Annotated in this window: 12 protein-coding genes and 1 pseudogene; 5 read left to right on the top strand and 8 right to left on the bottom strand. The window is 39.6% G+C overall.

Annotated features, from left to right (window positions below):
- Positions 1-615: 615 nt before the first annotated feature.
- Entirely contained in the window at positions 616-777 is a 162-nt protein-coding gene (locus V7O66_RS04590; protein WP_406661796.1) for a hypothetical protein, read from the bottom strand.
- 442 nt (positions 778-1,219) lie between these two features.
- On the opposite strand from V7O66_RS04590, the pseudogene V7O66_RS04585 reads away from it, so the two are divergent.
- A pseudogene (locus V7O66_RS04585) lies at positions 1,220-1,597 on the top strand (DUF427 domain-containing protein); the annotation flags it as partial.
- 283 nt (positions 1,598-1,880) lie between these two features.
- A complete protein-coding gene (locus V7O66_RS04580; RefSeq protein WP_406661795.1) occupies positions 1,881-3,794 on the top strand; it encodes a S8 family serine peptidase in 1,914 nt (637 codons plus the stop codon).
- 48 nt (positions 3,795-3,842) lie between these two features.
- Here the strand turns inward: V7O66_RS04580 and V7O66_RS04575 are convergent, their stop codons facing one another.
- The 4 genes from V7O66_RS04575 to V7O66_RS04560 all read right to left on the bottom strand — a co-directional run bounded on the left by V7O66_RS04575 (position 3,843) and on the right by V7O66_RS04560 (position 5,200).
- A complete protein-coding gene (locus V7O66_RS04575; protein WP_406661794.1) occupies positions 3,843-4,094 on the bottom strand; it encodes a hypothetical protein in 252 nt (83 codons plus the stop codon).
- 571 nt (positions 4,095-4,665) lie between these two features.
- Positions 4,666-4,746 carry a PEF-CTERM sorting domain-containing protein gene (locus tag V7O66_RS04570; protein WP_406662582.1) on the bottom strand — a complete coding sequence of 27 codons (81 nt, stop codon included), beginning with the start codon at positions 4,744-4,746 and terminating at the stop codon, positions 4,666-4,668.
- Between the two features lie 70 nt (positions 4,747-4,816).
- Positions 4,817-4,984: a hypothetical protein gene (locus V7O66_RS04565; RefSeq protein ID WP_406661793.1), complete on the bottom strand. Its 168-nt coding sequence runs from the start codon at positions 4,982-4,984 to the stop codon at positions 4,817-4,819.
- A gap of 90 nt (positions 4,985-5,074) precedes the next feature.
- The gene (locus tag V7O66_RS04560; RefSeq protein WP_406661792.1) at positions 5,075-5,200 is read right to left on the bottom strand and encodes a hypothetical protein; all 126 of its coding nucleotides are present in this window, start codon (positions 5,198-5,200) and stop codon (positions 5,075-5,077) included.
- Between the two features lie 302 nt (positions 5,201-5,502).
- Here V7O66_RS04560 and V7O66_RS04555 point away from each other — a divergent pair, with 302 nt between their 5' ends.
- Genes V7O66_RS04555 through V7O66_RS04545 form a run of 3 tightly spaced genes read left to right on the top strand, consistent with a single transcriptional unit; the run spans position 5,503 to position 8,590 of the window.
- Positions 5,503-6,645 (top strand): radical SAM/SPASM domain-containing protein, encoded by a 1,143-nt coding sequence (locus V7O66_RS04555; protein WP_406661791.1) that lies wholly within the window; start codon positions 5,503-5,505, stop codon positions 6,643-6,645.
- Positions 6,646-6,666: 21 nt separating this feature from the next.
- Positions 6,667-7,638, top strand: a complete 972-nt coding sequence (locus V7O66_RS04550; protein ID WP_406661790.1) for an L-histidine N(alpha)-methyltransferase — start codon at positions 6,667-6,669, stop codon at positions 7,636-7,638.
- Position 7,639: 1 nt separating this feature from the next.
- On the top strand, positions 7,640-8,590 hold the full coding sequence (locus V7O66_RS04545) for a dimethylarginine dimethylaminohydrolase family protein (RefSeq protein WP_406661789.1): 951 nt from the start codon (positions 7,640-7,642) through the stop codon (positions 8,588-8,590).
- A gap of 160 nt (positions 8,591-8,750) precedes the next feature.
- Here V7O66_RS04545 and V7O66_RS04540 read toward each other — a convergent pair whose 3' ends face one another.
- The 3 genes from V7O66_RS04540 to V7O66_RS04530 all read right to left on the bottom strand — a co-directional run bounded on the left by V7O66_RS04540 (position 8,751) and on the right by V7O66_RS04530 (position 11,868).
- Positions 8,751-9,611, bottom strand: coding sequence for a helix-turn-helix transcriptional regulator (locus V7O66_RS04540; protein WP_406661788.1), 861 nt, complete (start codon positions 9,609-9,611; stop codon positions 8,751-8,753).
- 345 nt (positions 9,612-9,956) lie between these two features.
- Entirely contained in the window at positions 9,957-10,817 is an 861-nt protein-coding gene (locus tag V7O66_RS04535) for a helix-turn-helix transcriptional regulator (RefSeq protein WP_406661787.1), read from the bottom strand.
- 139 nt (positions 10,818-10,956) lie between these two features.
- Positions 10,957-11,868, bottom strand: coding sequence for a DMT family transporter (locus tag V7O66_RS04530; RefSeq protein WP_406661786.1), 912 nt, complete (start codon positions 11,866-11,868; stop codon positions 10,957-10,959).
- Positions 11,869-12,023 lie beyond the last annotated feature (155 nt).

The raw sequence follows: 12,023 nt of genomic DNA, 5'->3' as shown, positions 1-12,023 counted from the left end.
AAATCCCCTTTGAAGGCACTAGCCAGATGGTGACTATGTTTTTCTAGTGTTTTTGGCACTAATAGTCTATTGGTAAAAGCATATTTATATCAACCTCGAAAGGGCTCATTCCAGCAAATCTTGAAGGAGAGGACTGTTCTCAAAGAAAACAATTCAGTACACTCATTGCGCAGGGAATGGACAGCACGCATCTCCCAGGACATCTAATTTTGTTCATATTCTGACTTTCTCTGAAAGATGAATATCTTTCTCTTAGCTTCTTTTATCCATCAATCTGGATGATTATGCAGGTCCCTAGGACTATATCTCATCGCCGGTTCCTAATACCCATAATAAAGGAAGGTGTGAGGGATGGAATACAAAGATCATGTAAAAGGCATGATAAAAATGTCATGGATTGGCATTGCTGCTATTTTCTTTTTTGTGGCTATAGTTGGTGTTTTGGAGTGGATATTATGAAAGTATCCTGTCCCTGTGGTGAATATCATCATGTAGAACTTGATGATTTCAATAAAGAGTTTAGGTGCTTCAAATGTGGAAGACATTTGCAGGTTGTAATTGATACTTTGAAGGTTGTAGAAACCCCATAGGAAAGGACATGGGCGATAAAATATTTCATATTTTTAGATATTGGAGGTATGTAATTACAGCTATTAGTGCACTTATTATTAAAAGAGATGCTCCAACAAATTCTATAGTTCTGTTTTCCATGGCATATCCAAATACTACCATCAAAATACCAACAATAAGAACCCCTACCGAAATCAATACTTCCATTGTATAACCTCGCTTTTATTATAAGTGTTTCAAGATATAAAATGATTGACTTGAATGATGGAAGTATTGAACTAACCTAACTCGCCAAATTAAGGAAGGATGCAAAATGTCAAAACCAAGAGTGCTGCTATGGCATTGCAGAAGCCGGTGAGTAGGCCTGTTCCGAGGTTCTCAGCAGGGTTTGGTGTTAGTGGTGGGATGCGGATATGAATTTTTAGATTACATGAATACCGGGAAGTCGGTTGACATATTACGCCGATAAAAACATTAGTCCACAAAAAACGACATCGATGAGGATTATTCAAACATTATATGTCTTGAATAAAATAGGAATATATATATCCATGAAAAATGTTCACTTCCCCTTATCATCTAGGAAGTGATTAAAAATGGTTAGAGTTACACGAAAAGTTACTTTGAATGGCCATTACTTGCTAAAAACAACAGAACTATCCTTATGGAAGGAAAAAACTACTATCCGCCTGAATCAGCAAACATGGAATTCCTCAAGGAAAGTGACACAAAAGGAAGCTGTCCCTGGAGAGGCGAAATCAGCTATTATGATATCGTAGTTGATGCCCAATTAACATGCCTCTTATATTTTTCAACTTTCCTTTTTATACTCACCCCGCTGAAATCACGGTATGCAACTCTTCTCATCTCTCCGCAATCGCCAAATAAAGGAAACCAGCGACATATAACCCATAATAAAGGAAGTGGGGACATGGTAAGCAATGCTTTAATGATGAGTAACAAGCAGGATTGGGAAACTCCCGATTATCTTTTCGATGCTCTTAATCAAGGTTTCACAAACATCTAAAGCATGTTCTAAAGTTTGATGTCAGATCGATTAGAAAGAAAGTAGAGAACTGTATATTACAGTGAACTTTGTAGTTTATCAATTGATGTTGCTTGCGAATTTGCAGAATAATGTCAAAAATCTAAATTCGTTTGCAAATTACGTGTGAGGTAAAACGCTTATCAAATTAGAATGGAGGAAATCATGAGCTAATTTGATCATTTCTACCCACACGATGTTAAAGAGCCAAATTATTTAAGACATTACCCAAATATGTAAATTGTACAATATTTGGGTGGTTACGATGGATCTATCGTTAAAAACATTTTTCACAATAGTAGCGGTCAGCATGCTGACCATAGGAACACTGACACCAGCTATTGCTGTCAGTCCGAAAACGTACAGTTTTGAAGACAATCTTGAAGTCGCAATGCCTAGCGTTGCCCATGAACAGCCTTACGTTCCAGGAGAGATACTGGTAAAGTTCAACCCCGGCTTGTCCGAGGCAAAAATAGCAGCTATGAATTCAAAGAATGGCGCATCGGTGACCTACACAAGCCCATATGCAGGCTTCAAGAAACTGAAGATCCCAAAGACAAAGTCTGTGGAAGAGATGGTTGAGATCTACAGCAAGAATCCAAATGTGGAGTATGCTACTGCGAATTATGTGATGCATGCAACAATGGTTCCGAATGATCCACGTTATTTTGAACAATGGAACTTCCATTCAACCTATGGAATAAATGTCACAGAAGCATGGGATACCTCAACAGGACAGGGAGTTGTTGTGGCTGTACTGGATACAGGGGTTGCATACACTGCTCCTGATCTCGCAAGCACAAGTTTTGTTCCTGGGTATGATTTCATAAACGGAGATTCCAATCCAACTGATGGCGACGGTCATGGAACCCATGTAACCGGAACCATAGCCCAGAGTACAAACAATGACATAGGAGTTGCAGGTGTAGCTTTTAATTGTGATATAATGCCTGTGAAAGTGCTAGGAGACAATGGAAGTGGAACTCTTAGTGTCCTTGTAGATGGTATATACTATGCAGCAGAAAATGATGCAGATGTAATTAGCATGAGCCTTGGATTCCCCCCTCATGTGAATGCAAGGAGACTGGCACCGCTATTTCCGGCGCTCGATACCGCCTACAGTAATGGTGTCGTTATTGTAGCCGCCGCAGGCAACGACGGCATGTCAAAGATCGGTTATCCAGCAGCCTATGAGAAATGTATTGCTGTAGGAGCAACAGGTTACGCTGGAAACAGGGCATATTATTCAAATTATGGATCAGCACTTGATATAATGGCTCCTGGCGGTGAATTGTACATCAACTCCGATAATCAAATTGTTGGATACGGCATACTTCAGAATACCTTCAATGATTCTGGGGTTTTCGATTACTATCTTTATCAAGGAACATCCATGGCAACCCCACACGTCTCAGGTGTTGCAGCTCTAATCATTGCAAATGGAGTTACCGGGCCGGAGAATGTGAGAGCTGCCATTGAGAATACTGCACAGGACATTTATGCATCTGGGTGGGATTCTGATTCAGGATATGGAATTGTGGATGCTTATGCCGCCCTCGATTATTTTGAACCTGTACAGAACCAGCCACCTGTTGCTGTAATAGCATTTACACCTTCCAATCCCACTGTAGACGAAATAATTACTTTTGACGCTTCAGGTTCAACAGATGACAAAGGAATAGTTTCGTACTCATGGGACTTTGATGGTGCTGGTACTGGAGATGCAAATACTGAAGTGGCTACCTACAGTTACTCAACCGCTGGAGATCATAATGTTGCCCTGACAGTTACCGATGCTGATGGAGCAACAGATACCGTTACAGAAACTGTCAGTGTCAGTGATAATTCACAAACGGAGCCATTCGATGGCACCGTTACTGTAACTGTTGATACTGCAGACACAATAAGAGGTAGGAACTTTTTTGCCTATGGAATAGCAACAATTGATGTAACAGACAATGTTGGAAACAGCATCGATGCAGTTGTAAGTGGACAGTGGAGCGGTGCAGCAAGTGACATGGATACTGCAACTACCACAGGCGGAACAGCCTCTGTAGTTTCAGATTCTGTGAAGTATAGAGGGACAACATTAGACTTCACCTTCAGAGTCAACTCTGTAACTATCGACGGCATCACCTATGATGTATCTGAATCCGACACAGGTTATTATCCCCAATAAATAGAAATCCAACAAAAATAGTGTCCATTCGGACACTAATTCCCTTTTTTATAGCCTTTTCTTAAAATCAGCTATTCTTTCTGCAGTGTTCCTGAGCAGCTGAGCTGCTATCTTCTTGGATGGCCATGAGCCAAGACCACAGTCAGGTCCTGCATATTTTATGCGCTCACCGAAGATGGAGTAGGCATGTACCAGCCTCTTTGATATGACCGCAGGGTTTTCCATCTCATTGACGATCTCAGGGAAGTGCTGGCCCTCCTTCCAGACATCGGTGTTATACTTCTCGTATCGACCATGCATTCTTTGATAGTAATTGTATTATTTTTGATTTTTTAGAAGATATTAAAGTACATTTTGAATTGAAGGGTTTAGTCGATAAAGAAATATCAATGTTGACTGAAGAATTAGATAAGTTGCGGTCAAAGCGTATATTAAAAATAGGTTCCATCTTCGCCAAGTAAAGGAAATCAATATGAAGAGGTATCAAATCCAGCTATTGATATTATACATAAAAGGTCTGTTTCGTCATCTTATATATGGTTTTGGCAGGTGCATCCATTGCCATAAACTCATGTTTCCATGGACTGATAAAACCTTTCAGATCATATGTGGAAATGTGTATTATTCATGTAAAATTCATGATGAGGATAAAAAGTAACACTTTTGCAACTTCCAACGACATACTAGAAAACCGCCTTTTTCATTTATATACAATCTCTGTTTTTGTGTCATCTATTGGCAGCGTGGAAAATAACTTCCTATTAGTTTGCATAATCGGAGAGATCACTAGGCAGTTCTCCTATTGGATTCTACAGCAAAGCCCTGTTGTTATGGGATAAATGGCAAAGTAAAATTGGTATTCATGAGGAGATTATTCCTTTCTCCTCATGAATACAAATGCCAGTCCCATTATTGCAAGCATCGGTAAAGCGATTGTTGGGAATTCTGGAATTGCAGTCTCAACACAAAAAAGTAGCTTGGATCTTCATCAGTAACAGTGTTACCTTGTTCGTCTTCGCCAGTTACATCTGCAATGTTCGCGTACTGGGGAATACATTCTTGCAATGTGTCAGTGACTTCATAGGTCTATGTTTCTCCCACGTCCAGGATTCATCATTGTTCATGCTCTTTGCAACAATGTTGGCATCTGCTATTACGCCGATATGGTCATCCTCAACAACGATTTCCATCAATGGTACATTGCCAGTGTTAGTTACGAAGTACTCCCATTTTATTTCATCACCGACGTTTATCTGTGGGCCCTGTGTGTAATCCGCATCCTAGCCGTTGGTATGCTTCTCGATGTCAATATCATATGCACACCTTACAATATAGTGGCTTGGATCACTGTCCGTAACAGGAATGCCGAACCAGTCAGCAACTACGTCAGCAACATTGTCATACAAAATATATGTTTTTGCCTGAAATACATAAACATCATTAAATCAAAAAATAGAATTTACACAAAAAGGTTTAAATTCTGGGAAGAATTCTTCAAGCATTCTCATATTTAATCTCCGCTTAAGGTATTTTTTAGAATTTTCATTCTTGTATGAGTAAAAGGAATATGTAACTCAGGCAAGTAATTCAAAATATGTTGAAATGGGTATTTAAAGGTAATCTATTAATTCTCAATAGTAAACCATATTATATTAACAGTGTTAACACCCGCTCAATATTTATCGCATAAATAACATAAGAAAGTTACATGGGGTACATTAGTGTAGAATCAGATAGTGATAGCTCCGGGTATACAGCACCTCCTATCCTGTTGGGGTATACGTATGAAGCCGGTGACGCTCACAAAGCTCGTGATATGAACAACCTTCTTGCTATCAGGGTCGAGACCAATACAACATGCAACCTTGCATGCCGTTACTGCTATGCTCAAAGCGGCCCAGGGTCTCACAGGATCCTTGATGTAGATGTTTTAAAAGATGTCATATTGCAGGCAAGTAAAATGGGTGCCCGTTCAATTGTGGTTATCGGTGGTGGGGAACCAACGATACATCCGGATTTCAGGGAACTTATCGCCTACATAGATTCTCTGGGCATGATCCCGATGGTCTTCTCGAACACGATGCTCATGACAAAGGACCTTGCGGGTTTCCTATATGAGCATAATGCATCTGTAATGGGTAAATTAGATTCACTGGACCCCGAGGTGCAGGACTACCTTGCAGGAATACCGGGTGTTTCCGCAAAGATACGCAAAGGTCTTGACAACCTTATTGATGCCGGATTCACGGATGTTGAAGATGACAGCCGCCTGCGTCTTGGTGTTTCTTTTGTGAGCAACAAGATGAATCTGGGGGAGATCGAGGATATCTGGAACTTCTGTCGCAGCAACAAGATATTCCCGAATATGGAGATATTGACTCCCACAGGACGTGCAAACGAAGAACTTGAAGCCCAGTTACTCACTGCGGATGAGATAAAGGACTATAAACTGAAGTTGCTCGATATTGACAGGAAGGAATATGGATATGACTGGCTGCCCTATACACCCCTTACCGCAAGTGGTTGTATGCAGCATCTATACAGTATGTATATCACAATAGATGGCGATGTCAGACCATGTGCACCTACCAAGTTCGATCATCATCCTGATTTGCAGCGTAATGGTGTGTATCCCTATAATACCAATGTAATGAGCCTGAAAGACATCTACAGATCCGAACTTTTCACATATGTTCGTGAGATAGATAATGTACTGGAAGGCAAATGCGGCTCCTGTGAACACCTCAATGAATGTATTGGTTGTCGGGGTTACTCATACAGCGTGGGAGTGAACCAGGGTCTGTCTCCAATGAAAGCTCTGCGTACAGAATGCCAGCAATGTTTCAAATAATCCAGACAGGAGCTCTTCTGTATGAAGAAGATAGAATTACTGTCTGAAGAACAACTACAGCAAAGGCTATGCGATAATCTGACGAAACATGAATTACCGGACCTTTTCCTCTATGTGGGAGAAGAAGGTGCCAGCAACTGGCTGACACTCGATAGTTCGGATAAGTTCACTGTGGCACGCAAGCTTACTGAATTGTTACGGAGCAATGTCTCAAGGATCGTAGAATTCATTCCAGGGCATGGAAGTCTTGTCAGCGTTGGTGTTGGCAACGGTGAAAAAGAGCGGATAATCCTTAAAGCATCTCTGAGTTCGAATGACCCTCCTTTTTATTACCCAATAGATGTGAGTTCACAACTTGTGGACACAGCACTTGAAAGTGTGAAGGATCTGCCTGTGGAAAAGACAGGTATGGTGGGAATGATCGAAGATCTTGCGTTGCTCAGGGAAAATTGGATATCACCAGCATTATTCTGTATTCTGGGTAATACCTTCTGTAATTATGATCCGGACAGGATACTCGGTTTACTTCATGAGAATCTGTTTGAGAGTGATATCTTTCTTTTTGATTGTCATCTCCTGACAGATTCGGATGCTTCATCTCAGGAGATCGAAGATGTCGAGGACATATATCGCTCTGAAGAGAACAAGATGTTCAATGCCCATCCTTTGATAAACGCAGGAATGACAGCTGAAAATATTGAATTTGATCTGAGACTTTTGCCGGTTGAATCTGAAATAGGTGCTATCTACCGCACACATAAGACATTGACCATTAAACGAAATGACAGCGTGGACCTTTGCTCAAAGAAAATCTCCTTTGAGGCAGGCGATGTCATACATATGGGATTCACTTACAAATATTCGTTTGAGCAGGTCGCTTCATATTTAGAAAAATGGGGTTTTGGAATCATTGAACAGTTCTTTGATGTGGACGGTTCAAATGTATTGCTACTTACAAGAAAATTATCAGAAAAGAATAATAGTGGGGAATAAAATGACAGAAAAAGAGAGTGGAATACCGGATATATCGTATGGCTGTGATGAACTGGGGAGGCTCAAGAGGGTGCTTTTGCATACTCCAGGTGAAGATGAGCTTTCCATTATAAAAGAATCTAACATGGACTACTGGTTGTTCGACAGTATTCCTGATATTGAAAGTTTTGTTCAGGAACACCAGAGTTACCATGCATTACTTGAAGACCATGGCGTAAAGGTCCATCAGCTTCGGGAACACGTTGAGGAGCATCAGGAACGTATAAAGGAAATGCCAAATTTGACATATCTGCATGATGTTGCTGTCATATCTAAAAAAGGGGCAATGCTTTCCCGTATGAGACCACCTGGCAGGACAGATGAGGAAGTCGTTGTGAAGGAAGCTCTTAATAATCTGGATATTCCAATTTTAACCGAATTCAATGATGGCGGACACATATTCGAGGGTTGTCTTCTACTCTCCCCGGAAACAATCCTTGTGGCAAATACTGAAAGGCATAACAAAGCAGCAATTGAAAAATTCACAGAAAATGCGCTTAAGGAATTTGAAGAGGTAATTATAACCGACATTCCCAAAGCAAGACGCTTCATGCATCCTGATACCATCTTCAACCGCATAAGGCCGGATCTTGCACTTGTATACCTGCCAGCTTTCCTGCAAACCCATGTACACCGGGAGGATGGTGTGGAAGAGGTTGATTTCCAGAATTATATGAAGGAAAAGGAAATGGACCTAATCCCTGTCTCTGATTCCGAGCAACAGAGACTTGCATGTTCATTCGTTCCACTGGAAAGCGGTACCATTTTCCACTACGATGATGCACTGGATGCCAGTACCGAACAAACACTTGCAAAGGAAGGTGTTGAGATAATTCACTTCCATGCGGATGCACTCCATGCAGGAGGAGGCAGTCTCAGATGTCACACCATGCGTTTGCATCGTAAACTTTAGAATTTGAGTTCATATCTGTAATAAATATTAAGGAACTTTCCATTGTTCGGATGAATGAGACGATAATGTTCCCTAACTGATTCTTTTTCCTTTTTATTTTTAATATATTCATGTTAGATGCTCATATTTTCAGATCAGGATGCCATATTCTTTTGAGATATTATGAGACAGAGTTGTCCACATTTTGAGTTATGAGATTTGATCCATGGTTGCAGTAATCAATTTCATTATCTTTGTCAACTGCTGTTGCCAGATTCCTGTAGTACATAAACAGTTCCTTTCCCCAATTCAGAGCACTTTCATCATAACTGATAAGGGTTATGCGGTTGAACCTCTGGTTTTTGTCGAAGAGCCAGATATATACGAAAATATCGGATACTGCAAGTGTAAGCAGGCCTATTTCTTCCTCCTCATTATCTATGACTAACTCTGTGTGCTCACAGTTATGGAATCTCTCAAGTTCATTCTGACAATCCTCTTCCATTCTATCGAAGACTGATCTTGTTACAATGAATGAAACACCTATGTCCTTCTCTGCTGCATCACACAGAACCGACATTGTCTGTGGATGAAAAGAAGAACTTATCATCATAACATATTTTGAATCATGTATCTTTTCTATAAACTCAGGATGATGTTCGAAGAGGTGATGTCTGTCCGGTTCAAGTAGACTGCATTGGCCCAGTTCACTGATCCTTCTTAACATGTGTATCGGTATTTTGCTCAGATCCCGATTCTTCCAATAATCATGATTTTCTTCAAAAAGAGTTGAAAGACTCAATAGATCCTGCATTTTTTCAACAATCAATTTTCCCATATCAGACAGTTCGTATGTATCCTTTTCATGGATCAGCAGATCGCATTCAACCAGTTTTTTCATTTGAGGCATAATTCCACTTGAACTAACATCAAGTGTATTTTTTATTTCATCAATGTTCTTTTTCCCTTTGCAATAAAGTAACATGAGAACATTCGTTCTTTTTTCTGACATTAATGTGACGTCAACTAACGTTGGTTTCATACTAACTAAACCCCATTTTTAAAACCTAAGCAATATTTATCGCATAAGTTAATAAGCATTTCGATATTATCTACAATGTTTATAAAATAAAGGGCATCGATATTATCAAAGCAATCATGGGCGTATGTTTACTCATGTTTGTATGCATGATGATTGCCACAATATGCACATTCCGTGCCAGAGAAAAGAGGGGCTAAATAATTATCTGAATCTAAAAATAGAGCAAGATCTTTTGACAGGTGAATCTATTGAACAATAGGTCCATTTTTTCAAATTAATTCAGCAGGATACAAATTGTTAGTTACATCTGCACTTTAAAGTACTTACCAAAGACTCTGGGGTTTTTTATGAGAATGAGTTTCCCATATTCTGCATTATATGATTAGATTCATGCGTGAAGGAATATTTTCTGTTATGCATGTCAAATGGTTTTGCTAAGTCTTTGTAGTACACGAATAATTCTTTACCCCACTGTAAAGCACTTTCATTATAACTGATCAATGTAGTTCGGTTGAATTTATGTTTCTTGTCGAAAAGCCAGATCGTAATGAATTTGTCCGATACTGCAAGTGTTAAAAGACCTATATCATCATCTTCATGATCTATCAAAAGTTCTGTGTTATCATAGGTTAGATATTTTTCCAGATCAATTTGGCAGTCTTCTATTAATCGTTCTAACAGGGGTTTAGTTATAATGTATGAAATATCCATTCCTTTTTCTGCTGCATCGCAGAGGATTGATAAGGTCTGCGGCTGAAAAGATGAACTGACCATCATTAGGTAATTTGATTCAAATATTTCTTCAATAAAAACCGGGTGATACTCAAATAAATGGTATCTGTCATGTTCAAGTAAACTACAATGGCCTAGTTCTCCAATTCTCTTTAACAGGTGTTCCGGAATCTTGCTCAGGTCACGATTCTTCCAGTAATCAGGATTTTCTTCAAAAATAGATGAAATGTTTAGTAGATCCTGCATTTTTTCAACTATTATTTTTCCTATATCTGATAGTTCATATGCATCTTTTTCTTGAATTATAAAATTCAATCCAATCAGTTTTTTTATTTGGGGCATCACTGCCCGCGAATTAACATTAAGTGCAATTTTTATTTCATCAATATTCATTTTTCCTTTATCGTAAAGCAACATAATAATATTCTTTCTTTTTTCTGACATTAGTATGGTGTCAACTAATATTTGTTTCATATTATTTGCCCCGCACGATGCACAATGTATGTTATTATATTAGTTAACAAACATAAATACTTATACATATGCTTATTTGCATATTGGCATACAAAATATTATCAAAACAGTTTTGATTTCTGTAGAATCAAATTATAAGTTACACCTGCACCTTAAAGTACTTGCCAAATACCTTTGGGCTCTTTTCCATGACTGCAATAGCTGCACCAACCAGAATGAATACACAGCCTACTATGGTATTCATGAATAACGGGGTATGGATAATAGTGTAGTCAAAAAAGATACCGCTTACAGGCTCAATCAATGCAAGAATACTGCCAGTCTGGGCTTTGATCTGTGAGATCCCCATGACATAAAGTAGTGCTGCAAGGGCGGTGTTGACGATCCCGAAGATGACCAGTAAAGCTAGATTGTCGGACAATACCGGTTGTGAAACTCCACCTGCAAAAGGCATGAACAATATCACGCCTATGAGGGTGTACCAGAAAAGCTGGGATACACTGGAATAGTCGTCCCTTATGTACCGGATGGTCATTATTTCGCTACCAAAGGAAAAACCTGAGAGTATACCGGCAGCTATCCCAATGAAGTAACTGTTGTCCAGGGAAAAACTCTCAATAGCAGTCTTGGGATTTACTATAAAGAGTAGCCCTGTAAAAGAGAATATTAATGCTACAACTCCCTTTTTTGTGATACTTTCTTTCAGTATGACAGGTGATAGCAGTGTTATGTAGATGGGAGCCGTGTAGAGCATGAGTATGGCAATTGAGAAACTGGTATACCTGATACATGTGACATAGGTAAGCAGGGTCGTGGTGTTGATCAATCCCAGAAGGAGCAGGTATCCCTTCCTTTTCCGTGGTATGAGTTCCTTTAACTTACCGGTAAGAATAATGAATACGAGTAATGCAAGCAGTCCAAATACCTGCTTGTAGTACAACATAGGGAGTGTGGGGATCGCATCCAGCATATCCACAAAAACACCCAGCATCCCGAACATGACCGAACCGGTTACCAGTTCTATATATGGCTTTCTGGATGCTGTACTCATGTGGCTTGGAATGGTCAGATGAGATATATAGGATTTGCTAGGCAGCGGACCTGAACAATACTAACAAAAATACAAAAAAGGATTCTTCTTAATGAATGGATAATATAGTCTGAAATTAGTGGGAATGCAATAAAAAGGCTAAGGAGATTACCCTA

The sequence above is a fragment of the Methanolobus sp. ZRKC3 genome, from assembly GCF_045291275.1.
GTDB lineage: Archaea > Halobacteriota > Methanosarcinia > Methanosarcinales > Methanosarcinaceae > Methanolobus.
The sequence above is the reverse complement of the archived record's forward strand: the minus strand, read 5'-3'. Positions and strand labels throughout refer to the sequence as shown.